This is a genomic window from Olsenella absiana (assembly GCF_036408855.1).
GTDB lineage: Bacteria > Actinomycetota > Coriobacteriia > Coriobacteriales > Atopobiaceae > Olsenella_K > Olsenella_K absiana.
In genome coordinates this window covers 247856-271810 of sequence record NZ_JAZGJQ010000001.1, presented here as the reverse complement: position 1 = coordinate 271810, position 23955 = coordinate 247856, and the positions used below count along the sequence as shown (strand labels likewise).

Annotated in this window: 23 protein-coding genes; 11 read left to right on the top strand and 12 right to left on the bottom strand. The window is 72.3% G+C overall.

Features of this window, described 5'->3' with window-relative positions:
* Window positions 1–76: 76 nt before the first annotated feature.
* Genes VXJ25_RS01130 through rsxC form a run of 7 tightly spaced genes read right to left on the bottom strand, consistent with a single transcriptional unit; the run spans window position 77 to window position 6171 of the window.
* Window positions 77–772 carry a 2-phosphosulfolactate phosphatase gene (locus VXJ25_RS01130; RefSeq protein ID WP_330957366.1) on the bottom strand — a complete coding sequence of 232 codons (696 nt, stop codon included), beginning with the start codon at window positions 770–772 and terminating at the stop codon, window positions 77–79.
* Between the two features lie 38 nt (window positions 773–810).
* The gene (locus VXJ25_RS01125) at window positions 811–1629 is read right to left on the bottom strand and encodes an RnfABCDGE type electron transport complex subunit B (RefSeq protein WP_330957365.1); all 819 of its coding nucleotides are present in this window, start codon (window positions 1627–1629) and stop codon (window positions 811–813) included.
* 11 nt (window positions 1630–1640) lie between these two features.
* Window positions 1641–2231: an electron transport complex protein RnfA gene (locus VXJ25_RS01120; RefSeq protein WP_330957364.1), complete on the bottom strand. Its 591-nt coding sequence runs from the start codon at window positions 2229–2231 to the stop codon at window positions 1641–1643.
* A complete protein-coding gene (locus VXJ25_RS01115) occupies window positions 2231–3139 on the bottom strand; it encodes an electron transport complex subunit E (RefSeq protein ID WP_330957363.1) in 909 nt (302 codons plus the stop codon). Before VXJ25_RS01115 ends, VXJ25_RS01120 begins: the two co-directional genes overlap by 1 nt.
* A complete protein-coding gene (locus VXJ25_RS01110) occupies window positions 3139–3717 on the bottom strand; it encodes an FMN-binding protein (protein ID WP_330957362.1) in 579 nt (192 codons plus the stop codon). Before VXJ25_RS01110 ends, VXJ25_RS01115 begins: the two co-directional genes overlap by 1 nt.
* Window positions 3710–4822, bottom strand: coding sequence for an RnfABCDGE type electron transport complex subunit D (locus VXJ25_RS01105; protein WP_330957361.1), 1113 nt, complete (start codon window positions 4820–4822; stop codon window positions 3710–3712). The genes VXJ25_RS01110 and VXJ25_RS01105 overlap by 8 nt, the downstream gene beginning before the upstream one ends.
* A gap of 5 nt (window positions 4823–4827) precedes the next feature.
* Window positions 4828–6171, bottom strand: a complete 1344-nt coding sequence (rsxC, locus tag VXJ25_RS01100) for an electron transport complex subunit RsxC (protein ID WP_330957360.1) — start codon at window positions 6169–6171, stop codon at window positions 4828–4830.
* Window positions 6172–6713: 542 nt separating this feature from the next.
* Between rsxC and VXJ25_RS01095 the strand changes: the two genes are divergently transcribed.
* The gene (locus tag VXJ25_RS01095) at window positions 6714–7919 is read left to right on the top strand and encodes an iron-containing alcohol dehydrogenase (RefSeq protein ID WP_330957359.1); all 1206 of its coding nucleotides are present in this window, start codon (window positions 6714–6716) and stop codon (window positions 7917–7919) included.
* An 82-nt stretch (window positions 7920–8001) separates the two neighbouring features.
* Here the strand turns inward: VXJ25_RS01095 and VXJ25_RS01090 are convergent, their stop codons facing one another.
* From VXJ25_RS01090 to VXJ25_RS01080, 3 genes are all read right to left on the bottom strand, one after another.
* Window positions 8002–8781 carry an SDR family NAD(P)-dependent oxidoreductase gene (locus VXJ25_RS01090; RefSeq protein WP_330957358.1) on the bottom strand — a complete coding sequence of 260 codons (780 nt, stop codon included), beginning with the start codon at window positions 8779–8781 and terminating at the stop codon, window positions 8002–8004.
* Between the two features lie 163 nt (window positions 8782–8944).
* A complete protein-coding gene (locus tag VXJ25_RS01085; protein WP_330957357.1) occupies window positions 8945–9163 on the bottom strand; it encodes a hypothetical protein in 219 nt (72 codons plus the stop codon).
* 9 nt (window positions 9164–9172) lie between these two features.
* On the bottom strand, window positions 9173–9736 hold the full coding sequence (locus VXJ25_RS01080) for a flavin reductase family protein (RefSeq protein ID WP_330957356.1): 564 nt from the start codon (window positions 9734–9736) through the stop codon (window positions 9173–9175).
* Between the two features lie 123 nt (window positions 9737–9859).
* Between VXJ25_RS01080 and VXJ25_RS01075 the strand changes: the two genes are divergently transcribed.
* Window positions 9860–11074, top strand: a complete 1215-nt coding sequence (locus VXJ25_RS01075; protein WP_330957355.1) for a glycerate kinase — start codon at window positions 9860–9862, stop codon at window positions 11072–11074.
* Here the strand turns inward: VXJ25_RS01075 and VXJ25_RS01070 are convergent.
* A complete protein-coding gene (locus VXJ25_RS01070; RefSeq protein ID WP_330957354.1) occupies window positions 11055–14216 on the bottom strand; it encodes a VaFE repeat-containing surface-anchored protein in 3162 nt (1053 codons plus the stop codon). The two genes, VXJ25_RS01075 and VXJ25_RS01070, sit on opposite strands and share 20 nt — an antisense overlap.
* 342 nt (window positions 14217–14558) lie before the next feature.
* Between VXJ25_RS01070 and VXJ25_RS01065 the strand changes: the two genes are divergently transcribed.
* From VXJ25_RS01065 to VXJ25_RS01035, 7 genes are all read left to right on the top strand, one after another.
* Complete coding sequence (locus VXJ25_RS01065) at window positions 14559–16331, top strand: FAD-binding protein (RefSeq protein ID WP_330957353.1); 1773 nt, start codon at window positions 14559–14561, stop codon at window positions 16329–16331.
* Between the two features lie 60 nt (window positions 16332–16391).
* Window positions 16392–17765 (top strand): L-cysteine desulfidase family protein, encoded by a 1374-nt coding sequence (locus VXJ25_RS01060; protein ID WP_330957352.1) that lies wholly within the window; start codon window positions 16392–16394, stop codon window positions 17763–17765.
* 6 nt (window positions 17766–17771) lie between these two features.
* The gene (locus VXJ25_RS01055) at window positions 17772–18395 is read left to right on the top strand and encodes a hypothetical protein (RefSeq protein ID WP_330957351.1); all 624 of its coding nucleotides are present in this window, start codon (window positions 17772–17774) and stop codon (window positions 18393–18395) included.
* A gap of 151 nt (window positions 18396–18546) precedes the next feature.
* Window positions 18547–19479: a CobW family GTP-binding protein gene (locus VXJ25_RS01050; RefSeq protein WP_330957350.1), complete on the top strand. Its 933-nt coding sequence runs from the start codon at window positions 18547–18549 to the stop codon at window positions 19477–19479.
* 84 nt (window positions 19480–19563) lie between these two features.
* Window positions 19564–19803, top strand: coding sequence for a thioredoxin family protein (locus VXJ25_RS01045; RefSeq protein ID WP_330957349.1), 240 nt, complete (start codon window positions 19564–19566; stop codon window positions 19801–19803).
* Window positions 19804–20817 (top strand): permease, encoded by a 1014-nt coding sequence (locus tag VXJ25_RS01040; RefSeq protein WP_330957348.1) that lies wholly within the window; start codon window positions 19804–19806, stop codon window positions 20815–20817.
* A gap of 60 nt (window positions 20818–20877) precedes the next feature.
* A complete protein-coding gene (locus VXJ25_RS01035; RefSeq protein ID WP_330957347.1) occupies window positions 20878–21174 on the top strand; it encodes an ArsR/SmtB family transcription factor in 297 nt (98 codons plus the stop codon).
* Between the two features lie 66 nt (window positions 21175–21240).
* Here VXJ25_RS01035 and VXJ25_RS01030 read toward each other — a convergent pair whose 3' ends face one another.
* Window positions 21241–22017: a radical SAM protein gene (locus VXJ25_RS01030; protein ID WP_330957346.1), complete on the bottom strand. Its 777-nt coding sequence runs from the start codon at window positions 22015–22017 to the stop codon at window positions 21241–21243.
* 241 nt (window positions 22018–22258) lie between these two features.
* Here VXJ25_RS01030 and VXJ25_RS01025 point away from each other — a divergent pair, with 241 nt between their 5' ends.
* Entirely contained in the window at window positions 22259–22873 is a 615-nt protein-coding gene (locus VXJ25_RS01025; RefSeq protein WP_330957345.1) for a GIY-YIG nuclease family protein, read from the top strand.
* A 163-nt stretch (window positions 22874–23036) separates the two neighbouring features.
* Window positions 23037–23897 (top strand): 4Fe-4S binding protein, encoded by an 861-nt coding sequence (locus VXJ25_RS01020; RefSeq protein WP_330957344.1) that lies wholly within the window; start codon window positions 23037–23039, stop codon window positions 23895–23897.
* Window positions 23898–23955 lie beyond the last annotated feature (58 nt).

Sequence of the window (23955 nt, the reverse complement as noted above, 5' to 3'; positions counted from 1 at the left end):
TCGGGCCATCTTCTCACATCAAATCAGCGCCCATGCCCCCGCGTCCGCCAACGTGACGCAGACGTAATGCGACAGGCTACCCGCGCAAGTCGAAGCGGGTGTTCACCAGGCGTCCCCCGGCGTCGGCGCCGACGCGGACCACGAAGTCGAACCGGTCGCAGTCCACGCAGAGCGGGAAGTCCGCCTCCGGGAACTCGGGGCGGGCGGGGTCGAAGAACTTCGCCCCGGCGCCCGTCGCGAGCGCCGCCGCCTCCGAGCGCACGTCGATAGGGTCGCCCTCGAGGAGGGACTTGATGTAGCGGGCGCACAGGACGTCCTCGGCGGCCGAGCTCACGCCCGCGTTGCCCATCGCCACGATCGACACCTCGCGCGGGTCGCGCGCCTCGATGTAGCGAGCGACCGCGCGGGCGTTCACCAGGGACGCGGTGACGACCTCGTCCGCGCCCGTGGCCCCGACCACGCCCTGCGTGCCGGCGCTGGTGGTGTGGATGCAGGTCACGCCCGTGAGGTCGAGTCCGGCGACCTGGGAGGGCGAGTTGCCGTAGTCGAAGCCGGCGACCTGCGCGCCGCCGCGCTCGCCGAAGGCGAGGTAGTCCGGGTGCTCGCGCTTGAGGGCGAGCGCCTCCTCGAGGGATCCCGTGGGATAGATCCTCTCGGCCCCCTGCGCGAACAGGTAGCACTCCAGGGTGAACGCGCGGAACACGTCGATGACGACCGTGAGGCCGCGCGCCCTTCTCGCGCCCTCGACGAGCTCCAGGATGTTGACCTCCATGTCTGCTCCCTCCGCCGCGTGACGGAGACGCGGCATCGCTACTCTACCTCAGCGCAGAACGGCATGGGGTGGATCACGCCGACGGGACACTGGTCGACGCAGACGAGGCAACCGGAGCACTTGGAGGTGTCGATGCGCGCGTAGTGGTCCTTGACCTCGATGCAGCCCTCCGGGCACGCCTTGGCGCACTTGCCGCAGCCGATGCAGACGTTCGAGCACGCCTGCTTGGCGCGCTTGCCCGTGTTGGGGTTCTGGCACTTCACGAACGCGGCCACCTGCGAGGCGCCCTTCTCGTGGACGGAGATGACGTGGCGCGGGCAGACGGCGGCGCACGCGCCGCAGCCCGTGCACAGGAGGGGGTTCACGACCGCGACGCCGTTCTCGTTGATGCGGATGGCGTCGAACTCGCAGACCTCGACGCAGTCGCCGAAGCCGATGCAGCCGTAGGTGCACGAGCGCGACACGTGGCTCATCGTGGAGAACACGCGGCAGCTCCTCGGGCCGTCGTAGATGAGGGCGCCTCGGATCCTGTCGGGGGCGCCGTTGCAGGCGACCATCGCGCGGCGGACCTTGACACCGCCCACCGTGACGCCCATGAGCTCCGCGAGCTCGCCGGCGACGCGGGAGCCCCCGGGCACGCAGTCGGTGCAGGGGGCGCCCTCCAGGATCGCCTGCGCGTAGCCCTCGCAGCCGGGGTGGCCGCACGAGCCGCAGTTGAGGCCCGGCAGGATGTCCACGATCTTATCGAGCCGCTCGTCCTCCTCGACGGCGAGCGCCTTGGAGGAGAAGGCCAGGATGACGGAACCGACGAGCCCTATGGCGACGACGAGCGCCACCGTCAACGCAATCGATTGCATGTCGGTGCCTCCTATGCGCCGAAGAGGTGGTCGATGACGCCCGAGAAGCCCATGAAGCTCATGGAGGTGATGGCGGCCGACACGAGCGTGATCGGCAACCCGCGGAAGACCTCGGGGGGCTCGGCCTCCTCCACCCGGCGGCGCACGCCGGAGAAGATGACCATGGCGAGCAGGAACCCGAGGCCGCCGCCGAGCGCGGCGACAAGCGACTGGGGGTAGTTGTAGCCGTCGTCGATGCACAGGATGGCGACGCCGAGGACGGCGCAGTTGGTGGTGATCAGGGGCAGGTAGACGCCCAGGGAGCGGTAGAGCGGCGGAAGGAAACGCTTGACGGCCATCTCGAGGAGCTGCACGAGCGTGGCGATGACGAGGATGAAGGTGATCGTCTGCAGGTAGCCGAGGCCCCAGAAGTCGAGGAGCTGCTGGAGCGGCCAGGTGACCGCCGTCGCGAGGACCATGACCAGGGTGACCGCGAGGCCCATGCCGACCGCCGAGTCGAGGCGCTTCGAGACGCCCAGGAAGGGGCAGATCCCGAGGAAGCGCACGAGGACGAAGTTGTTGACAAGGATCATCCCGAACAGGATGGACGCGTACTGTGCCATCACGCCTCACTCCCCTTCCCGCCGGCGAGCGCGCCGGCGTCAGGCCCCGAGCCCGAGCCTGCGCCCGCGGCGACGCCGGCTTGCGCGCGGTCACGCTCGAAGCGCTCCACCGCCTGCTCCATCCGGGCGAAGCGGTCCTCGTTGGCCTTGAAGGCGCAGCCCAGGGTGCAGGTTGCGCACACGTCGTCCGCGAGATCCACCTCCGCCTCGGGGCGGCGGCGGCGCTCGATCGCCACCGAGGCCGCCAGGATGACTCCGAGCGTCGCGAAGCCGCCCGCCGGGGTCACCATGACGAGCATCGGCTCGACGAAGCCGGGCAGGACCCTGACGCCCAGGAAGGTACCTGCGCCGAGGACCTCCCTCACGGCCGACATGAGCACGAGCGTGATGGTGAAGCCGATGCCCATGCCGAGGCCGTCCGCGGCGGACTCCAGGACGCCGTGCTTGGAGGCGAACGCCTCCGCGCGGCCGAGCACGATGCAGTTGACCACGATGAGGGACAGGTAGATGCCCAGCGCCGAGTCGAGCGCCGGCAGGTAGGCCTTGACCACCATCATGACGAGGGTCACGAAGCTCGCGATGATCGTGATGTAGGCGGGGATGCGCACCGAGTCGGGGATGAGCCTGCGCACGGCCGAGACGACCATGCCGGAGCACACGAGCACGAAGGTGGTCGCGAGCCCCATGCCGATCCCGTTGGTCACCGCCGTGGTGATGGCGAGGGTCGAGCAGAGCCCGAGCGCCTGGCGCAGCACCGGGTTCTCCCGGAGCAGCCCGGCCGCGAAGACCTCCCCAAGGCCGGCCGTCCCCGCGGCGCCCTCCGCCTGGGCCCCGGGGCAGGCCCCTGCCGCGGGCGCGGCGGGGGCGCCTTGCGCCGCCCGTGCGGCGTTCATGTCCTTCTCCTCCACTAGCGCACCTCCCCATATGCCTCGACGGCGACGTTGTACGCGGCGAGCGCGGCCTTCGAGGAGATCGTGGCGCCGCTGATGGTGTCTATGTCCGATACCTGGAGGGGCTCGGCCCCCCTGCCGCGGAACTGGCCGATGAAGGACTCCTCCGAGACCCTCTGACCGAGCCCGGGCGTCTCGCTGTTCTCCATGGCGACCACGTTCTCGGCGACGCCGTCCGCGTCGAAGGCCACGGCGATGGGGACCTCTCCCCCGTAGCCCTTGGACTGGGCGACTATCACGTAGCCGACGGGCGCGCCGGAGGCGTCGGTCGCGGCGAGCGCGGCGGTGCAGCCCTCCACGTCGCAGGGGACCTCCTCGAAGCTCGCGGCCTCGGGCATGAGCGCGGCGTAGGTCCGCTGGGCACGCTCGGCCTCCCGGGCCGCGGCGATGGGGGCGGTCACGTAGTTGGCGACGCCGAGCAGCACGCTCGAGATCGCGCAGATCGACACGAGCGCCACGACGGGACGCGCCGCGCCCGCGCGACGCGCTCGCCCCTCGCCCGCCGCGCGGGCGGCCTTGGTAGGATCGCTACTCATGGGCCCCTGCCCCCCTCTCCGTCTCTCCCCTGCCCGACGTGCGGCCGAAGAGGCGCCTCTTCGGGGCGCCGAGCGGCCTGGACGCGCACGTCGCGTCGATGTAGGGCACGAGCAGGTTCATGAAGAGGATCGAGTAGGCGCAGCCCTCGTTCATGTTGCCCCAGAAGCGAATCAGGCAGGTGATGAGCGCCATGCCCAGGGCGTAGACGAACTTGCCGCGCGCCGTGACGGGGCAGGTCGTGTAGTCGGTCGCCATGAAGACGGCGCCCAGCATGACGCCGCCGCTCAGGATCTGCGCCACGGGGTCGAGCCCCATGGCGGCCGAGAGGAGGAAGATGCAGCCCAGGTAGGTCACGGGCACGTGCCAGCTCACCGTCCTCGTGGCGAGCAGGAAGGCGAGGCCGAGCAGGATCGCGAGCGCGCTCGTCTCGCCGAGGACGCCCATCTCGGTCCCGAGGAACATGTCGAGCCACGGGAGCTTCTGCGCGGAGGGCGAGAGCATGGTCGCCGAGCTCACGGCATCCATGGAGGAGAGCGCCACGCGCGGCACGGGGTAGGCGGTCATCGCCGCCGGGAAGGCGACGGAGAGCATGATGCGCGCCACGATCGCAGGGTTGGCGAAGTTCTTGCCGATGCCCCCGAAGAGCTCCTTGACCATCACGATCGCGACGAAGCAGCCGATGACGACCATGTAGGGCGGTATGCCCGCCGGCACGTTGAAGGCGACGAGGAGGCCGGTCACGGCGGCAGAGAGGTCGCCGACCGTGCTGGGCGTCCTCCTCAGGCGGCACCACAGGTACTCGAAGAGCGCCGACGAGGCCACCGCCACCGCGCAGGTGACGAGCGCGGCGGCGCCGAAGATGACGACCGAGGCGACGAGCGCCGGGGCCATCGCCACGAGCACGTTGCGCATGATGTCCCTCGTCGTCCTCGGGCCCACAAGCTGGGGCGAGCACGAGAGCGTGAGGGAGCCGACGGAGTCGGGGTCCGCGAGCACCTGCGCGCGGACGGCAGGGCGCGCCTCGGCCGCCGGCGCGACGCCGGAGGGGCGCCCCTCGGCCGCACGCGGGCTTCCGGCGCCCCCGCTCTTGTCTTCTGCCGACATCATCCCTACCTTCCCTTCGCCTTGCGCTTCTCGGCCTTGAGGTCGGCGCGCGCGAGCCGCACGTTCTGGGTGAGCGGTTGTCTGGCCGGGCACACGTACGAGCAGGTCCCGCACTCCATGCAGAGGTCTGCCATGAGCCGGTCCAGGGCGGCCATGTCGCCGCGGCGGTACGCCTTCATGATCTCTATGGGCGACAAGGACATCGGGCAGGAGTTGACGCAGGTGCCGCAGCGGATGCACGCCGTCGTCTCGAGCTCGCGGGCGGAGGCCTCGCCGAAGGCGAGCAGCCCGCTGTTCTGGCGCACGATCGGATAGTCCAGGTCGACCTGGGAGACCCCCATCATGGGGCCGCCGGTCACGACCTTGTGGGGCTCCTCCCTGAGGCCGCAGAACTCCAGCACCTCCCTGATCGGGGTGCCGATGCAGACCTCGAGGTTCTGGGGGTTGGCGACGGCGTCGCCGGCGACGGTGACGCGCCGCTTGACCAGGGGCATGCCGTCCTCGAGGAAGCGGCCGATGCACGACATCGTGGTGACGTTGAAGAGCACGCACCCGACGTCGGTCGTGTGGCCCCCGCGCGGGACCTCGCGACCGGTCGCGTTGCGCACGAGCACGTGCGCCGCGCCCTGCGGGTAGCGGGTCGGCATGGCGAGGACGTCCACGCGCGGATCGTCCGCGAAGGTCCGCTCGAGGAGCTCGATCGCCTTGGGCTTGTTGTCCTCGATGCACACGATGGCGTGCGGCACGCCCGAGAGGTCGAGGCAGGTCTCGAGCCCCCTCCTGATCGTGTCGGGATGCTCGATCATCTCCCGGTAGTCGCTCGACAGGTAGGGCTCGCACTCCGCCCCGTTGACCAGCCAGGTGTCGATCGAGTCGACGTCGACGTCGAGCTTGAGCTCGGTCGGGAAGCCCGCGCCTCCCAGGCCGACGATGCCGCTGTACTTCACGGCGTGGACCAGCATCCGGTAGTCGGGCACCTCGGGGGGCCAGACGGACTCGTCCACGGTCTGCTCGCCGTCCGGCTCGATCACGATGGCAACGTCCGACTTGCCGTTGGCGTAGTAGATGTTGCGCACCTCCGTCACGGTGCCGGAGACGGAGGAGTAGATGTCGGCCGTCGTGCGCGCCTCTGCGTGACCCACCAGCATGCCCACGTTCACATGGTCCTTGCGCTTGACCAGCGGGGTGCACCGGGCGCCCACATGCTGCTGCATCGGCAGGATCACCTTGCTCGGGACCGGCATGGTCCGCGTCGGCATCTCCGCCGTCACCTTGTTGTGCGGCAGGTCGACGCCGCGTCGCTCCCTAAGGCTCCAGAACGGGCTCGTGATGCCCCCCAAGCATCCCATTGACCCTCCTCGTTTGGATCGTCCCTCCCCGCCCACAAGCCTCCGTCCCCGGCCGCACCCTGGCTTCGAGGCGGCCGGGTGCAGCCTGGCACCACGACCCGGAGGCCGACGGCGACGCAAGGTGACGGTCTTCGGTGTGTTTCGTTGCGGGCGGATTTTGAGCAATCAGTGTTTGTGTTATCGGGGCACAATATGCCATGGTCGTTTGCCACGACATGTAACCGAACTGTGTCCTGGGTACAAACGGCCGTTTTCGTCGCCAAGCGGACCCACGTCCCCGCGCGAACGACAGGCCTCCCGCTCGCGACGCCCAGCTTCCCCTCACCAACGAAACGCAGGTAAAGGGCTGCCCGGACCGGGTCGCCGCAGAGCCGCGTGTCGTCCGGCCCTGGGGTCCGATGCTGGGTATAGGACTTCTGTTTATTCGCGCCGCGCGCCACCGCCGGGCGGCGGCTTGCTACCCTAGAGCCGCGAGTACACGGGCGCGGGAAGGCCGGACGGGCCGAGCGGCGCCCGGGGCACGTCATCCGAAAGGAACCCCCATGAACGACTTCGTCTTCCAGTCACCCACCCGCTTCGTCTTCGGCAAGAGCGCCATCGAGCGCACCGGCGAGGAGGTCGCCGCCCTCGGCTCCAAGCGCGTGCTGCTCGTCTACGGCGGCGGCTCCGCCAGGCGCACCGGGCTGCTCAGCAGGGTCGAGGACTCCCTGGCGAAGGCGGGCGTCGCCTACGTCGAGCTCGGCGGGGTACGCCCCAACCCCGAGGTGGATCTCGTCCGCCAGGGCATCGAGGTCGCGCGCGCCAACTCCGTCGGCCTCGTGCTCGGCGTGGGCGGCGGCTCGGTCATCGACAGCGCCAAGGCGATCGCCTTCGGGGCGCCCGCGCCCTGCGACGTGTGGGACTTCTTCTCCGGGAAGGCAAAGGTCACCAAGTGCCTGCCCGTCGCCTGCGTCCTCACGATCCCGGCGGCCGGCTCGGAGGCGTCGAGTTCCTGCGTCATCAGCAACGACGAGCTCTGCCTCAAGAAGGGCACCAACGGCGACGCGTTCAGGCCCAAGGTCGCCATCATGGACCCGACGGTGACCTTCACGCTGCCCGCCTACCAGACGGCCGCCGGCGTCACCGACATGATCTGCCACGTCTGCGAGCGCTACTTCAGCGCCGCCGGCCCCGTCCCGGTCACGGACAGCATCTGCTGCGGCATCATCCGCTCGGTCATTGAGGCGGCGGTGCGCGTCAGCCACACGCCCGACGACTACGACGCGCGCGCGACCATCATGTGGGCGGGCACGCTCGCCCACAACGACCTCTGCGGCTGCGGCAGGGGCGCCTCCATCGAGAAGCGCGCCGGGGGCTGGGAGAGCCACGGCCTCGAGCACGAGGTCTCCGCCCACCGGCCCGAGGTGACCCACGGCGCCGGGCTCGCCGTCATCCTGCCCGCCTGGATGCGCTACGTCTGGAGGGCCAACCCCGACCGCTTCCTCGCCTTCGCTCGGGACGTCTTCGGGATCGAGCCCCGGGACACCACCCTGGAGGAGACGGAGAGGGTCGTCACCTCCGCGATCGGGAGCCTCCAGGACTTCTTCGCGAGCATCGGCATGCCGCGCGACTTCGAGGGCCTGGGCCTCTCGCCCGACGAGGTCGACGGGTGGGTAGAGACGCTCAGGGAGAACAAGGGCGAGCCCTTCGGCGAGTTCAGGCCGCTGACCATGGAGGACGCGCGGGCCATCTACCTCTCCTGCTTCTAGCAGAGAAGTCCCACCGCTCCGCGGCGGCTCAGCCTCCTGACGCCGCCCCGCGCCGCAAGGGCACGGGGCGGCGCTCCATGCTCTATAACCTCCTCAGCCCCTCCCAGGCCCACATGACGACCGGAGCGGGCAGCAGCTTGCAGAAAACGCGCATGAGAAGGCCGGTGACGCAGCAGGTCGCTATCGGGTAGTTGACCCCGTTGACGAGCAGCGACCAGCGCACGACGTGGCGTGCGCTCAGCACGGGGAACGGGTGTCGCACGGTCTGCCCGTTGCTCGTGTCGCGCGCGACGTCTATGAACTCCGTCGCGACCCAGAGGGGGCAGACCGCCGTCACGTAGATGCCCCTGCCACGCAGCTCGAAGCGCAGGGCACGGGTGTAGCTCCTCACGAAGGCCTTGCTCGCGGCGTAGACGTTGAGCCCCGGCAGCGGCTGGAAGCTGGCGCTCGAGGCCACCTGTATGATGCGCCCGCCCCTGCGCATGTGGGGCAGGACGACCTGCGTCAGCTCCACGAGGGCGCGGCAGTTGAGGTCGACCATGGCGTCGACCTCGTCGAGGCTGAGGTCAGCGTAGGTCCCGAACTTGCCCAGCCCCGCGGCGTTGACGAGCAGGCCCACCTCGAAGGGCCCCTCAGCCTCGCGGGAGCGCAGGAGGCCCGCCAGCCCGTCCACGGACGCCCTGTCCGTGAGGTCGAGCGGCACCGGAACGACCGAGGGCCCGAGCTCGTCCGCGAGCTCGCGCAGCCTCCGCTCCCGCCGGGCCACCACCCAGACCTCGTCGTAGGCGCCGCTCGCTACCGCTCGCCTCGCGTACTCGCGCCCCAGACCGCTCGAGGCGCCCGTTATGAGCGCAACCCGCATACCCTCACCTCGTCCCTCCTCGCCATCAGCCGGCGCGCCCGAGCGCCCGGAGAATCGCCTCCGCCAGCCGCCCCGCTTCCCGCGCAGAGTCGACCTCCAGGTCGGCCGGGCCGTCACCCGTCGAGAACCCCACCACGACGCACGGTCGCACGGTAGGGCCCCCTCAGCCGCAGCCCCGCACGACGAAGGTCCCCGCCTCCGCCGTCGCCACGTCCTCGAGGCGGAGGTAGGGATGCGGGAGGAAGTCGAAGCCCGCCCGGAGGTAGACGCCCCTCTCCCCCACCTTGGTGTCGGCGACGAGCTCGGCCACCTCGAAGTCGGCCTCGGGCACGCCGGCGGGAAGCTCCCTTCCGGCGAGGTAGGGCTTGAACCTGCGCTTCACCGCGCCCACCTACGCCTCGGCGACGTAGGCACCCACGATGCGCCCGAAGACCATGAGGTGCGGGTCGCGGTTGGAGCCGCACGCCGAGCCGTCCACGTCTGCGGGGTAGAACCGGGCGCGCAGCTCCTCGGGGAGCAGCGAGACGTCCAGGGCCTGCTTGCATATGACCCTACACTCCAGCGTGAGCGGCAGCTCCAGAATCCCGGGGACGCTCACCTCGCAGGACGGCACCGGCGTCAGTGCGGCCATCTCGAACTTGTCGCATTCGTCCCCATGGTGCGTGCCGCAGATGCCGACGGCCTTGCGCGTCCTCCTCCTCGCCTCCTTGCCCTCGTCGAGAGGGACGTTCACGGTGAACTCGGGGTTCTCCTCGAGCATCCTGGCGGTGTGGCGCCCCGTGCGGACAAAGGCCTCGAAGACCGGGACGGACCAGTTGGTGCCGAGCGCGCCCCAGCCGATGGTCATGGTGTCGAGCCTGTCTTGCGCCCTCGTCGTGAGGAGCACTCCCTCCGGTATCGCCCGGACTATCCGAGTGGCGTACTCGGTGTAGTCGACCTTTCGCGTCGTCGTCATGCGGCCTCCCTTGCCTGCGGCGGCACCCGAGCCGCCCCCGTCCGCCCGGCCACGGCCTCGCGGCCGCCCCGGCGCTATCTTTGTCTAGGTACCCACGTTGCAAGCGTAACCGAAAGGTAGGCCATGGACTCCTCCAAACCCCCTCGCGTCCTCGTCGCCTCGGACTCCTTCAAGGGCTCCGCCTCGAGCGCGCGCGTCAACGACCTCATCGAGCAGGGGCTACGTCGTGCCTGCCCCGACGTCCGCGTCCGGAAGGTCCTCGTCGCCGATGGCGGTGAGGGCACCGTCGAGGCCGTCGTATCCGCACGCGGCGGCACGATCCGCCACGTGGTCGTGCCGGGCCCCCTGGGTGGCAGCGTCGACGCGGCCTTGGGCCTCTTCGACGGCGGGCGCTCCGCCGTCGTCGAGATGGCCTCGGCCGCCGGCATCACGCTCTCCGACCGATCCCGCGAGAGCGCCCTCGCCGCGAGCACCAGGGGCGTGGGCGAGCTCGTCCTCGACGCGATCGACCACGGAGCGCGGCGCGTCTACGTCGGCCTGGGCGGCAGCGCCACGACCGACGGTGGGGCGGGGTTCGCGAGCGCCCTCGGCGCGAGGCTCCTCGACGACGCGGGGGCGCAGGTGGCCCCGGGCGCGGCCGGGCTCGAGCGCCTCGCGCGCGTCGACCTCTCCGGCCTCGACGCCCGCCTCGCCGGGGCGGAGGTCGTCGGGCTGACCGACGTCACCAACCCCCTCGCCGGCCCCGCAGGCGCCGCCGCCACCTTCGGACCGCAGAAGGGCCTCACGGCGGCCGACCTCCCCGCGGTCGACGCCTGGCTGGGGAGGCTGGGGAGGCTCCTCGGAGGCGCCGTCGGTGCTGACGTCGCCTCCCTGCCGGGCGCCGGGGCCGCCGGCGGCCTCGGCTGCGCGCTCGCCGCGCTCTGCGGGGCGCGCCTCACCTCCGGGATCGACTTCGTGCTGGACGGCGCCGGACTCGACGAGGCGCTCGCCGACGCCGACCTCGCGATCACGGGCGAGGGTCGCATGGACGCGCAGAGCGCGCGCGGCAAGGCGCCCGTGGGCATCGCGCGCAGGTGCGCCCGCGCGGGCGTGCCCGTCATCGCCGTCGTGGGGAGCCGCGCGGAGGACCTCGGGGACGTGTACTCCCAGGGGATCGACCTCGTCGTGCCCGCGCTCGTCGCACCTGCGACGCTCGAGGAGTGCGTGGCACGGGTGGCCCGCAACGTCCCCGTCGCCGCGGAGACCGCCTTGAGGGCGTTCCTGCTCGGGCGCAAGGCGGGCGCGGGGAGCCCCGTCGCCCAGGGCTCCCCCACCGCTCCTACGCCCCGTCGCGGGTGAGGCGGAAGGCGACCACGAGCAGGAGCATGCCCAGGGCCACGAGGCCCGCGCCGAGGGCGGGCGCGGCCGCGTCGGAGGTCGTGGGCAGGACGCCCCCCATGCGCGGCGCCGGGGGCTGGCCCTCCGGCCGCACGGGCTCGGGCCCCTCGACGGTCACGCTCTGGCCCTCGTCCCCGAGGTCGGCGTGCCTGGCCACGAGCCTGTCCGCGCGGTAGAGCTCCTCCGTGCACACGAGTCGCCTGCCGCCGAGCCCCGTCGCGTCGAGGGCCAGCTCCACGGTGCAGGAGCCGTCCGGCCGCTCCGCCACGAGCTCGCGGCTGGCGCGGGAGAGCTCCTCGCCGGACTCGGCGTCGACGAGCCTGCTCTCCAGGCGGTACGTCTCCCCCGTGGTGAGGTTGCGGTAGGCGACCTCATCCGCGACGCGCTGGCCGCCCGCCGCCTCCACGACCTTGTCACCGTCCGCGGCGTCGCTCGCGCGGGTCCCGATCGCCGGGAAGGAGACCGTCTGGTCCTCGTCATCGATGTCCGCGTGCACGGCGTACTCGCGCCCCTCGCGGCTCAGCGTCTCGAAGGCGACGACGGTCCGGCCGGCCACGAGGGACCCGTCGACGCGAAACGTCACGGTCGCGGTCCCCGAGGGGAAGTCCGGCGCGAGGTCGGCGCTGGCCCGGAGCGGCCCTCCGTCGGCGCCGGCGACCGGCTCGCCCGTCGCCTTGTCCATGAGCGTGCCGGTGAGCGTGTAGGCCTTGCCCGGCACGAGGTTCTCGTAGCTGACGGTGTCGACGATCGTGGCCTCGCCGTCGGCGAGCAGGTCCCGCCGCTCGCCCTGGGCGTCGGTGGCCTTCGTGGCGATGCTCGGCACGTACACGGTCTGCCCCTCGTCGTCCAGGTCCTCGTGACTCGCGACCAGCGACCCGCCGTCCAGCAGCCGTTCGAAGCAGACGAGCGCGTGCCCTCCGAGCGCCGAGGAGTCGAACGCGAAGCGCACGTTCTGCTCGCCCGACGAGAGCCTGGGCGTGAAGGTCGCCTCGGAGGTGACCGGGCGGCCGTCGACGTCGAGCAGCGCCGAGGCGGTCTGCCTGTCCATGAGTGTGCCGACCAGGTGGTACGTCCTGCCCGGCACGAGGTTCTCGTAGGAGACCTCGTCGACCAGGGCGACCATGGTGCCGGCCGCGACCAGGTGCTCGCCGCCCTCGTCGGTGAGGCTCGTGCCTATGCGCGGGCCCGCCTCGTCCTCGACGGTTCCTCCCTCAACGACGGTCGCGTCCCTGTCGACGGTCACCTCGAAGCCCACGAGGCTCAGGCCCGCGTTGGCGGCGCAGGGGAGCTCCTCGACCCGATAGGTGTCGAACGGGAGTGCGCCGAGGGTGTCGTCGGCGGACGGGCCGCCCTCCGCCGCACCGGAGAACCACGTCCCCGCGTGCGCGTCGAGCCTCGGCACGTCCACGGTCGCGCCGTCGTACGCCTGGTCGTTGGCGTTCGTCGCGGAGGTGTGCGGCACGTTGGCGGACGAGGTGTCGACCCTGCCGTTGGCGTCGCTCACCACCACGTGGGCCTCTCCCGTCGACCGCGCGGTCAGGAGGAAGGGGATTCCCGCGAGGCGCGCCTTCCCCTCCCCCGCAATCTTCACGAAGCTGAGGTCGCCGCGCATCACCTGCTCCGGGAAGGCCGGCGCCGCGTACGTGGAGACCGTCTCCGCGTCGCCCTCGGGCGTCACGCGCACGACGCGCTCCTCCCCGTCGGCGAGGTAGCCCGCGGGGGCCTTGACCTCGCGTATCGCGACGGTGCCCATGGGGATGCCGACCTCCCCGCGGCTGTCATGGTAGAGCGGGTCCCCCTGCGCGTCGGCGAGCCTCGCGCGGCCGTCCTCGCCGGTCGTGACCCGCCAGGTCCTCGTCGCCTCGTCCGGCAGGCCGCCCTCGTCGTAGTAGCCCGCGAAGAAGCGCACCTCGAACTGGGCCCCCTCGAGCGCGGCGGCGCCGAGCGGGGAGGCGCCGCCGGTCTCGCGGTCCAGCTTCTGGAGCACGACGTCGACCGGGCTCAGCTGCGGCACGTCGGTGACGCTCGCCCGCGCCGCCACCTGCGATCCGACCTCGACGCGGATGGCCTCGTCGCTTCTGGCGAAGCCCGCGGGGGCCTTGGTCTCCCTCAGCCAGTACGTCCCCAGGGCGAGGCCCCCGACCGACCCCTCTCCCCGCTCGTCCGTCGTGATGGTAGCCACCGCGTCCGTGCACGCCTCGTCGGAGTAGACCGCATACACCGCCCCCGCGAGAGAGTAGCAGGCGTTCCCGTCCACCACCTCGTGGTTGGCCGAGGTCTTGCCCAGGCGTATCTCGCCGCGCGGGAGCACCTCGACGACGCTCTGCACGAGGCCGCCCGGCGCGTACCAGATCCTGCTCGCGCGGTCCCACGGCCCCGCCTGGCCGGCGTGCGCGCGGGCCTCGGCGACGAGGTCCTGGATCCTCTGGGAGTCCGCCCTGTCGCAGCGGCCGCCAGGCCCCTCGAAGAGGTTGCTCTGCATGCCGTTAACCAGGACCGCGCCCGTGTCGAAGTCCATCTGCGCGCCGAGCAGCAGCCAGGCGGAGGCGACGGTCGCCGCGTCCGGGCTCGCGAAGCCCAGGGGGTTGCCCGGCGCCGCCCGCCACAGCAGGTAGGCCATCGCGTGCGCGTCCCAGGGCGTGCCGGTGGTCTCGCCCACGTAGTCCCACCTGTCGAAGGTGACCCCGATCGGGTCCTTGAGCCCCGGCGATATGCAGTAAGCCGCGGTGCCCGCGTCGGTGTTCATGCGGAAGTAGCCCCACGGGTCCACGTCCGAGGAGACGACCGTCATGCTGCCCTCCCGCGCCTCGGCGGCCACGGGCGCGAGGGCGCCCAGCAGCTGCCCCAGCAGGAGCGCGAGCGCCGCCAGGGCGCCCACCGCCCTGCGGAGGGGCCCCGGCGCGGACCTCCGGCCGCCTCCGGCCGCCGCCCTCGCAGGTGCGCGCAGCCCCCTCGCCCGCGCCCTTCTCGCCCTGTCCTCGCCACGACCGTCCGGCCGCGGGCCGACGTCCGCCCGCGCCGCCCCCGCACGGCCGGCGGCCTCATGGCCCCCGCCACCGCGCAGGAGGCCCGCCAGCGTCTCCCATGCCCTGCCCTTCAGCATCAGCTCTCCTCTCACGATCCGTCCTCTCCTCGCGCCCCGGGGCGCTCAGACGAGCATGCGACGGACCGGACGGGCCGCGACCGGGCCGGAAGGAAACCGCCTCCGGCCGCATGCGGCAACCTCGCAGCCACCTCGCCGCAGGCGGCGACGGAGCCGGTGGGCGCCCCGCGCGAGAAGTCCATCGAAAGCCGTCGATCCGACACCTCGACGGGAGCGCCACAAACCCAAGCGCCCCCACACGGCCGAGGGCGGCTATCATTTCTCGCACCGCGTGACCCGGCGGCGCCGCACGCACCACCTGGCGGGCCGGACGGGCGGCGGGCTCGCGAGCGAGGAGGAGACATGGGAACCCTCGAGGTAGACGTAATCGTGCTGGGGTCGGGGCTTGCGGGCTCGGCCGCCGCCATCTGCGCCCGGAGGAGGGGGCGGACGGTCTGCCTGCTCTCCGAGGGGCCGACCTGCTCGGGGTCGAGCTTCTCAGGAAGGACCTGGGGCCTCGGCTTCGTGACGCCCGGCGGGCCAGGGCCGGCAAGCCTCGCGCGCGAGGTGTCCCGCGTGGGTCGCGGCATGAACGACCCGCGGCTCACCGCGGCGCTCTGCGAGGGCGCCGAGGGCAGCGTCGCCTTCCTCGAGTCGCTCGGCGCGCGCCTCGAGACGCCGCGCGACCCCGGACAGCGCGAGTTCGTCCCCTGCTTCGACTCCAGGGCGCGCAGCTGGCACGGGTTTCTGCCCGGCACCTGGGCGCCCCTGCTGCGCAAGGCGCTCGAGGGGGAGGCGCACGGGCAGGCAGCGCCCCTCGCGCCCGTCGCCCTCCTGCCCCGCGCGCACGCGCTCTCCCTGCTCGCGGACGCCGGCGGCCGCGTCTCCGGCTGTCTCGCGATCGACGGGCGCGGACGCCCCGTCGCCGTCCTCGCGCGCCAGACCGTCGTGGCATGCGGCGGCTACGCCGGGCTCTGGGGCTCGCACCTGTGCGCGGACGAGGACCGGGGCGTCTGCCACGCGCTGGCCGCCGACGCGGGCGCGCGCCTCTCGAACCTCGAGTTCGTGCAGCTCATGCTCGGGGCGGACGCGAACGGCAGGCTGGTCGTGCACAACGAGAAGGGCTTCCGCTGGACGAGGCTCACGGACGCCGAGACCGGCCGGTCGGTCTTCTCGGAGATGGGGGTCGACGAGGGGCGGGCCCGATCGGCGCTCGAGGCGCACGCGGGCCACGGGCCCTTCACCTCCCGGCTCCCCAGCTCCCTCGTCGAGGTGACGCTCGCGCGCTTCCGCGAGGCGCACCCCGGGCGCGCCTGCGTGGCCACGCTCGACGAGGGGCTGCTCAGGCAGGGGGCGCGCCCCGAGTTCGTGGAGTCCTACCTCGCCTGGCTCCGGGACTCCTGCGGCGTACCGGCGGGGGCGCCCCTGCCCCTGCGCGAGTGCGCCCACTCCTGCAACGGCGGGGTCGCGATCGACGTCGGCTGCCACACCGCGGTCCCCGGCCTCCTCGCCTGCGGGGAGGCCGCCTGCGGGGTCCACGGCGCCGACCGCATAGGGGGCCTCGCGAGCGTGACGGCGGTGACCTTCGGGCGCATCGCCGGAGAGACCGCCGCCGCGGAGGCGGGACCCCTGCCGACCCCGCCGGGCGGCCGGCGGCTCCTCCTCGCCTCCCCCCTGCTCCTGCCTCGCGACGCGCCCGAGGGCCCGGCGAGGGCGCGTGCCTGCGCACCGGCGGACGAGCGGGGCGAAGGCGCGACCGGTCGCCCCGACCTCGAGTCCGGCTGGCGTGCGATCGGCCGCGCCCTGGACGCCGGCTGCCTCGCCGTCCGCACGGACGAGGGGCTCCGCCGCGCGGACGAGAGGCTGTCCCTCCTCCAGGGTGCGCTCGAGGAGGCGGGCCGCGAGTCGCCCCGGGAGCTGGGACGCGCCCTCGCCGAGCTCGACGGCATGGACGCGCGGAGGCTGCGGGAGGCGGCGCGGGCGAGCGAGATGCTCCTCGCGACGAGGCTCGCGCGCGCCGTCGCCTCCGCCATGCGCGCCCGGACCGAGAGCAGGGGCTCGCACTTCCGCGCGGACTTTCCCGCCGAGGACCCCGCGCAGGCGCGCCCGGCGCAGGCCTCCTGGGGCGTCGGCTAGAATCTCCTCTCGATAAGGACGCGAACCCGCCCCGGCCACCGGGGCCCCTAGGAGGTGCCCATGATCACCAGGAAAGAGATGCTCGACCTGCTGCACGCAGACGTCGTGCCCGCCGTCGGCTGCACGGAGCCGGTCTGCGTCGCGCTCGCCGCGGCCGACGCGGCCGCGGCGGCGGCCGCGGCGCAGGACGGGGCCGGGGGCACAGGCCCCTCTCGCCCCGCCGCGCCGGTGGGGTCCGTGAGGGTCACGGTGAGCCCCAACGTCTACAAGAACGGGATGTCCGTCTCAATCCCCGGCTACCCCGGGGTGGGCCTCGACGCCGCGGCGGCCCTCGGCGCGCTGCTCGCCGACCCCGCGCCCGGCCTCGAGCTCCTGGCCGGCCTCACGCCGGAGGTCTCCCGCCAGGCAGGGCGGCTCTGCGCCGAAGGTCGCGTCCGGGTGGGCATCGACGCGGGCGAGCGCGGCGTCTTCGTGCGCGCGGAGGTGGAGGCCGGCGGCAGGGTGGCGACGACGACCATCCGCGGCGGCCACACCGACGTCGTGGAGCGCACCGTGGACGGCGAGGTCACCTTCCGGGCCGAGCCCGGAGGCGACGCGAGCTCGGGCGGCGACGTCCTCGGGCGGCTGCGCTCGATGCGCGTGGCAGAGATCCTCGACCTCGTGCGCCAGACGGACGAGCAGGACCTCGAGTTCCTGCTCGACGGAGTGGAGATGAACGAGGCCGCCGCTGACTTCGGCGCGAGCCACGACGTGGGGGTGGGGATCGCCCGCACCATGGGCGAGGAGCTCGGCTCGCCCCTCCTCGGCGACGGCCTCCTCGCGCGTTGCATGCTCCGGGTGGCGTCGGCGACCGAGGCCAGGCTCGGGGGCGGCATGCTGCCGTGCATGAGCAGCAGCGGCGCGGGGACGAAGGGCCTCGTCGTGATCCTGCCCGTGAGCGAGCTCGCCCGCGAAGTGGGCGCCTCCCGCGCGCGCACGGCGCAGGCGCTCGCCTTCGCGCACCTGCTCAACCGCTACGTCAACCTGCACATCGGCAAGCTCGCGGCGGTCTGCACCTGCGTCATGGCCTCGGCGACGGCCGCCTCGGCCGCGATGGCGTGGCTCCTCGGCGCGAGCGACGTGGAGGTCGGCTACGCCATCCGCAACATGGCCGGCACCACGACGGGCATGGTCTGCGACGGCGGCAAGGTCGGCTGCGCGCTCAAGGTGTCGACCGGCTGCGCTGCGGCGCTCAACTGCGCCATCCTCGCGGCGCACGGCGTGGCGCTGCCCGTGAGCGACGGCATCTGCGCCGAGACGCCCGAGCAGTGCATCGAGAACATGACGAGGGTCGGCGACCCCGGCATGCTCAGGGCGGACGAGGAGATCCTCGGGATCATGCTCGAGAAGTCCCGCCCCGAGGACGCGGGCGCCGCGTCCGTAGAGGAAGGCTAGGAACCCATGGGAAGCGACGCAGACGAGCTCGACGAGAGGCACCCCGCCCGCGTGATGGCGCGCGAGAACCGCGTCTTCAGCGGCATGGTGGTGCGCGCCCAGGACCACGTCCGCCAGGCGCGGGAGCTGCCCGACGACGAGCTCGACCCCACGCTCCTCGACCTGCTCAAGGACGACCTGGCCTTCCTCTCCAAGGTGTCCCTGCACTATCGCCGCAAGGAGGAGCTGCTCGTGCCCGTCCTCGCCGACCACGGCGAGACGAGCCTGCCGCGCCGGGTGCAGGAGGACGACGACCGCGTCCGCACCTGCCTGTGGATGGCCTCCTCCCTCCTCGACGGCGCGGAGGGGCGCCCGAGCGGCTCGAACCTCGAGTCGGCCGCCGAGCAGCTCGCAGGCGCCTGCGACGCGATCGACCTCGTGGCCGAGCGCGAGGACGACGGCCTCATCCCGCTCGCCCTCGAGGTCCTCGGAGACGACGAGTGGGCGCTCGTCGCCCGCCGCTCGGAGGAGCCGGCATACGTCGCCGGCGACGGCGCCCCGGCGCTCTGGACATCTCCCATCGAGCGCGCCGAGGCGGCGGTCAGGCGCGCGATCGACGCGGGCAGGCTGCCTGGCGCCTCGGGCGCCTAGGCGCCCCCGCCCCGCGCCGGCCGCGGCCCCCACGCGGCCGCTCGCCCCCGCGCTCCACGTCACATTGACGTATGTGAATATGTGAATTACAATCGGGGGCGAACGGGGTCAGTCTGGTCGCGGACGTCCGCGACGGTTCCAAGGAGGGACGATGGACGGCAAGATCAAGCTCTACGTGCTCACGGGGTTCCTGGGGTCGGGCAAGACGACCTTCCTGCTCGACGCGCTCAAGCACCTCGAGGGGAGGCGCGTCGGCGTCATCCAGAACGAGTTCGGCAAGATCTCCGTCGACGGGGAGATCCTGAGCGCCGGCAACGTCGAGATGCGCGAGCTCAACAACGGCTCCATCTTCTGCACCTGCCTCAAGCTCAACTTCGTCCAGGCGCTGGCGGAGATGAGCGACCACGACCTCGACTGCCTCTTCGTCGAGAGCTCGGGGCTCGCCGACCCCTCCAACCTCGCCGAGGTGCTCGAGGCCGTGGACGTCCTGCGCCCCTCCGCGCCCTACGAGCTGGCCGGCACCATCTGCCTCGTCGACGCCGTCGCCTTCCTCGGCGACGCCGCCGAGCTCGAGACCGTCGTGCGCCAGGTGGTCCACTGCAACATCGCCCTGATCAACAAGTGCGACCTGGTCGACGCCGAGCGCATCGAGGAGGTCAAGCGCCAGGTGCGGGAGCTCAACCCCCACTGCCTCGTCGTCGAGACGTCCCAGGGCAGGCTCGACCCCGCCCTCCTCGACCAGGACCTCTCCACGTACGAGTGGGCGCCCTCGGAGGACACGACGAACTCGGCCGACACCAAGCCCAAGACCTTCTCCATCGAGTTCGACGACGTCCCCCGCGAGAGGATGAGCGCCTACCTCGCCTCGCTCGCCCCGAGCTGCTACCGCATCAAGGGCTTCGGCAAGCTGGACGGCAGCTGGCAGCAGATCGACGTCGCGGCGGGCAGGATCGACTACAAGCCTTGCCCGGACGAGGGCACGAGCCACCTCGTGTTCATATCGCGCGTGGGCATACGCCTGATCCGCCAGATCAAGGACGACTGGGACAGGATCGTGGGGCTGCCCGTCACCCTGCACAACTAGCGAGAAGGACGTCCGCGCCGGGCCACGACCGGCGGGCGAGACGCGTGCCGGCGGGCCCGGCGCGGCCCTTCGAAGGAGGAGAGCATGGACATCAAGGTGATAGGCGCCGGCTGCGACAAGTGCGACGCCATGTACGACGCCGTCGGGCGCACGGTCGCCGACCTCGGCCTCGACGCCACGGTCGAGAAGGTCGAGGACCTCGTGGAGATCGTGCGGCTCGGGGTGATGCAGTCCCCCGCGCTGATGGTCGACGGCAGGGTCGTCTCGGCCGGCAGGGTGCTCAAGCCCAAGGAGGCCAGGCGCCTCCTCGAGGGGTGCAGGTAGATGGCCGCACTGGAGGCCGCCGGCTCCTTCGTGCTGGACCAGCTCCTCAAGATGCTGTGGCTCTCGGACCTCACGGGCGCCCTCCTCGGGGCGCTCGGCGTCGACGTAGGGTCGCGCTGGGGCGCGACCGCGCACTTCTTCGTCTACGACACGCTGAAGATCACGATCCTGCTCTGCGCCCTCATCTTCCTCGTGAGCTGGGTCGAGAGCTACTTCCCGCCCGAGCGCAGCCGCAAGATCATGGGGAGGTTCAAGGGCCTCGGCGGCAACGTCGTCGGTGCGCTGCTGGGCACGGTGACCCCCTTCTGCAGCTGCTCGTCGATACCCATCTTCATCGGCTTCACGCGCGCCGGCCTGCCGCTCGGCGTGACCTTCTCGTTCCTGATCAGCTCGCCGATGGTGGACGTCGGGTCGCTCGTGCTCATCATGAGCATCTTCGGGCCCGGGGTCGCGCTCGCCTACACCGCCGTCGGCCTGCTCGTCGCCGTCGCGGGCGGCGGCATCATCGAGCGCCTCCACATGGAGGACCAGCTCGCGGACTTCGTGCGCGGGGAGGTGCCCGCCGACGTGGACGCCCCCGTGCTCACCCGGGCCGACCGCGCCCGCTACGCCGCGGGCGAGGTCGCCTCCACCCTCCGCAAGGTGGGGCCCTACGTCCTTCTCGGCGTGGGCGTCGGCGCGATCATCCACAACTGGATCCCCGAGGGGCTCGTGCTGGCGACCCTCGGCGGAGACAACCCGCTCGCCGTCCCCCTCGCCACGCTCGTCGGGGCGCCCGTCTACGCAGACGTCTTCGGCACGATCCCCATCGCCGAGGCCCTCTTCGGCAAGGGGGCGGGCCTCGGCACGGTGCTGGCGTTCATGATGAGCGTCACCACCCTTTCCATCCCCTCGCTCACGATGCTCTCCCGCGCCGTCAAGCCCCGCCTGCTCTGGACGTTCGTCGCCATCTGCCTCGTCGGCATGATGCTCAGCGGCTTCGCGTTCAACGCCCTTCAGCCGCTCGTGGCGTAGGATGGGCGGCACCGCCCGCGCCCGGCCCGTGGCGCCCCGGCCCGCCCGATTGGAGGAAGCATGAACCTAGCAGAGTCCTTCAAGGCGCTCGGAGACGAGAAGCGCCTCGCCCTGCTCCTCGCCATAGCGTCCCACGACGACGTCTGCGCCTGCCACCTCGCGGACAAGGTCGACGTGACGCAGTCCACCCTCTCGCACCACCTCTCGATCCTGGCGCGCGCCGGGCTCGTGAGGACGCGCAAGGAGGGCAAGTGGGTCCACTACACCGCCGACCGCGAGGCGCTGCGCCAGCTGGCGGACGCCCTCGTCGCCCTCGCCGAGAACGACGGCGCCGCGGCGGGCGCGGACTGCTGCTAGAGGCGGCGTGGGGCGCAGGGCGCAGCTCCGGGGCCGACGCCCTGCGCCCCACGCCGCGTACCGGCGCTAGTACGCGGCGGTGCAGGCGATCCCGAGGGCGCGCACCCGAGCGCAGATCGCGTCGATTGCCTCGCGCGGCGCCTTCTCGACGCCTGCCACAGGCACGTCGCGGGCGACGGTGTAGACCGTGACGGCCTCGGGCCCTATCCGCCGGAGCGCCTCGAGCCAGGGCGCGACGTAGCGCTCCTTCGTGTTGTCGAGGTCGAACCCGCCCACGCTCCCCGTGACGAAGATCGTCTGTACGATCACGTGCCCGTGGAAGGACGCCAGCGTCTCGACGACGCGCCCCACGTCGTAGGGCACCTGCGGCCGGTCCAGCAGGCGGACGTAGGCGGCGTCCACCGTGTCGAGCTTCAGGATGTTGTCGTCCACCCGCTCGAGCGCGGCGTGGACCCTCGGCCTGTCCGCCATCGTGGCGTTTGAGAGCACGGCGATCCTGGAGGAGGGCGCGAAGCGGTCCCTCAGGGCGCACGCGACGTCCACCACCTCGCAGAACTCGGGGTTCAGCGTCGGCTCGCCGTTGCACGCGAGGGTGATGACGTCGGGCAGGCGGCCCTCCCCCGCCATCTCGGAGAGCCGCGCCTCGAGGGCCGCGCCGATCTGGGCGCAGGTCGGCAGCGGGGTGGTCGTGCGCCGCTGCTCGTTGAGGCCGTTCTCGCAGTAGAGGCAGTCGAAGGTGCAGCGCTTCCCGTCCGAGGCGTTGAGGTTGACCCCCAGCGAGAGCCCCAGCCTCCTGCTCAGCACAGGCCCGAACACGCACCCCTCGTTCAGAAACGTCGGCATCGCCGCTCCTCCCCCCCATGGCCGGCGTGCGCGCAAGGGCGAGTCCCCTGCCGGCGGCGCCGGGTGCCGCACGTACGCGGCACCACGCCAGTCTAGACTTCCCCCGCGCGTCTGCAAGCGATGGAGACGCGACGTGTGAGGCTACGGCGCGACGCCGTCGGCTAGAGTTGACCTGGAGGCGCGGCCCCTTGCCGCGCGACACCACGGCTCAGGGCTTCTGTAGGGGGCGGGCGACAAGGACATGGGCTCACTAGCGCACAGGCGGCGCGTGCGCCGCCACGCCGCGAGGACGGCGCTCGCCCGGCTCCTCGTCTTCGTCGCGCTCCTCGCCCTCGTGGCGGCGGGCGCCGGCGGGTCGGGCGCGCGGGTCCGCCCCCTCGTCGCGAGCGCGCTCGAGCGCGCGCCCCGGGTCGCGGTCTGGGCCCTCGCCGCGCTCTTCGCAGCCTTCGTCGTCCGCTCGCTCGCCCGTGGCTGGCGCGACTGGCGCCTCGCCGCCCGGATCGACCGGCTCGCCTCGGGCTCGGAGTCCATGACCCCCGAGCAGTTCCTGGACCGGCACAACGACCTCATCCGCGCGGGCGACTTCCCGGGCATCTACGTCCTACACAACACGACGCGGGACCGCTACTACGTCGGGCAGGGCAGGCGGGTCCTCTCGCGGCTCCTGCAGCACTTCTCCGGGCGCGGCAACGGCGACGTCTACGCGGACTGGCGCTACGGGGACGAGTTCCGGATCCGGACGCTCAGGCTCGAGGGCAGCGGGTACCAAAGCCTCGACGACCTCGAGCGCGACGCCATCGAGCGCTACGACGCCTACGGGAGCGGCTACAACAGGAACCGCGGCATCGGCGCGTGAGCGGCACCGCGGCCTGCCGCAAGCCACGGCCGGGGCCGCACCCGCCTTCCCCGACCGCACGCACGCCCGCCCGCGCCACCGCCGTCCTTCTCCCCTCCCCCCGCCCTCCCGTCGGCTACCCTGGTGCCAGGGTGCGTACCCCGAGGCGACGATTGGACGGGCCATGGACGTGAGGGAGATCGAGTCGCTACTGGGCGACTACGTCGAGTCGGCGGAGGGAAACCGGGTGCAGGGGTCCTATGCGCTCGACCAGGCCCTGGTGGGCACCACGTACTTCAAGCGGCCGCTCGTGCGCTGCGCCGCCGCCGACGACCCCCTCTTCCGGCGCATCCGCGACGACGAGCGCGTGCTGGGCCCCAAGTTCAGGCTCCCCTCCGAGTGGTTGCCCGGAGCAAGGAGCGTCGTCTCCGTGTGCTTCCCCATGTCGGACGAGGTGTGCCGGAGCAACGTCGACGACCTCGAGAGGCCCTCCGACCTCTGGCTCCACGCCCGCATCGAGGGGCAGCAGTTCATAGCCGAGACGACCCGCCTGCTCGTGGGCTGGCTCGAGGAGCGGGGCTTTTCCGCCGTCGCGCCCTCGCAGAGCCCCGACTTCGAGGCCGTGCGCCAGGACCGGCGCGCCCCCGGGGCGCCGCTCTACGTGAGCCGCTGGTCCGAGCGACACGTCGCCTTCGTCGCGGGCATGGGCACCTTCGACCTCTCCGCCCACCTCATCACGCCCGCGGGCAAGGCGATGCGCCTCTCGAGCGTCGTGACGGACGCGCGCCTGGAGCCGACCGAGCGCCCCTACGGCGAGGACCCCTTCGCCTACTGCACCAGGTGCGGCGCCTGCGTCGCCCGCTGCCCCGTCGGAGCAATCTCGCTTCCGGGCGGCAAGGACGTCGCGCTGTGCTCGGAGGTGGTCGCCCGGAGCAAGGAGCGCTTCAGCCCCAGGCTCGGCTGCGGCAAGTGCCAGCTGGGCGTCCCCTGCCAGAGCCGCATCCCCGAGCCGCGCTTCTCGCACGTGAGGGCCTACCTCGCCTGAGCCGGCGCGGCGCCACGCCGCGCGCCGGGCCGTCCCCCGGTGGCGCAAGGCCTCGCGA

Coding starts and splice junctions, on each gene's coding strand:
- VXJ25_RS01130 (WP_330957366.1), bottom strand. CDS start 772: ATGGAGGTCAACATCCTGGAGCTCGTCGAGGGCGCGAGAAGGGCGCGC.
- VXJ25_RS01125 (WP_330957365.1), bottom strand. CDS start 1,629: ATGCAATCGATTGCGTTGACGGTGGCGCTCGTCGTCGCCATAGGGCTC.
- VXJ25_RS01120 (WP_330957364.1), bottom strand. CDS start 2,231: ATGGCACAGTACGCGTCCATCCTGTTCGGGATGATCCTTGTCAACAAC.
- VXJ25_RS01110 (WP_330957362.1), bottom strand. CDS start 3,717: ATGAGTAGCGATCCTACCAAGGCCGCCCGCGCGGCGGGCGAGGGGCGA.
- VXJ25_RS01105 (WP_330957361.1), bottom strand. CDS start 4,822: ATGTCGGCAGAAGACAAGAGCGGGGGCGCCGGAAGCCCGCGTGCGGCC.
- rsxC (WP_330957360.1), bottom strand. CDS start 6,171: ATGGGATGCTTGGGGGGCATCACGAGCCCGTTCTGGAGCCTTAGGGAG.
- VXJ25_RS01095 (WP_330957359.1), top strand. CDS start 6,714: ATGAACGACTTCGTCTTCCAGTCACCCACCCGCTTCGTCTTCGGCAAG.
- VXJ25_RS01090 (WP_330957358.1), bottom strand. CDS start 8,781: ATGCGGGTTGCGCTCATAACGGGCGCCTCGAGCGGTCTGGGGCGCGAG.
- VXJ25_RS01080 (WP_330957356.1), bottom strand. CDS start 9,736: ATGACGACGACGCGAAAGGTCGACTACACCGAGTACGCCACTCGGATA.
- VXJ25_RS01075 (WP_330957355.1), top strand. CDS start 9,860: ATGGACTCCTCCAAACCCCCTCGCGTCCTCGTCGCCTCGGACTCCTTC.
- VXJ25_RS01070 (WP_330957354.1), bottom strand. CDS start 14,216: ATGCTGAAGGGCAGGGCATGGGAGACGCTGGCGGGCCTCCTGCGCGGT.
- VXJ25_RS01065 (WP_330957353.1), top strand. CDS start 14,559: ATGGGAACCCTCGAGGTAGACGTAATCGTGCTGGGGTCGGGGCTTGCG.
- VXJ25_RS01060 (WP_330957352.1), top strand. CDS start 16,392: ATGATCACCAGGAAAGAGATGCTCGACCTGCTGCACGCAGACGTCGTG.
- VXJ25_RS01055 (WP_330957351.1), top strand. CDS start 17,772: ATGGGAAGCGACGCAGACGAGCTCGACGAGAGGCACCCCGCCCGCGTG.
- VXJ25_RS01050 (WP_330957350.1), top strand. CDS start 18,547: ATGGACGGCAAGATCAAGCTCTACGTGCTCACGGGGTTCCTGGGGTCG.
- VXJ25_RS01045 (WP_330957349.1), top strand. CDS start 19,564: ATGGACATCAAGGTGATAGGCGCCGGCTGCGACAAGTGCGACGCCATG.
- VXJ25_RS01040 (WP_330957348.1), top strand. CDS start 19,804: ATGGCCGCACTGGAGGCCGCCGGCTCCTTCGTGCTGGACCAGCTCCTC.
- VXJ25_RS01035 (WP_330957347.1), top strand. CDS start 20,878: ATGAACCTAGCAGAGTCCTTCAAGGCGCTCGGAGACGAGAAGCGCCTC.
- VXJ25_RS01030 (WP_330957346.1), bottom strand. CDS start 22,017: ATGCCGACGTTTCTGAACGAGGGGTGCGTGTTCGGGCCTGTGCTGAGC.
- VXJ25_RS01025 (WP_330957345.1), top strand. CDS start 22,259: ATGGGCTCACTAGCGCACAGGCGGCGCGTGCGCCGCCACGCCGCGAGG.
- VXJ25_RS01020 (WP_330957344.1), top strand. CDS start 23,037: ATGGACGTGAGGGAGATCGAGTCGCTACTGGGCGACTACGTCGAGTCG.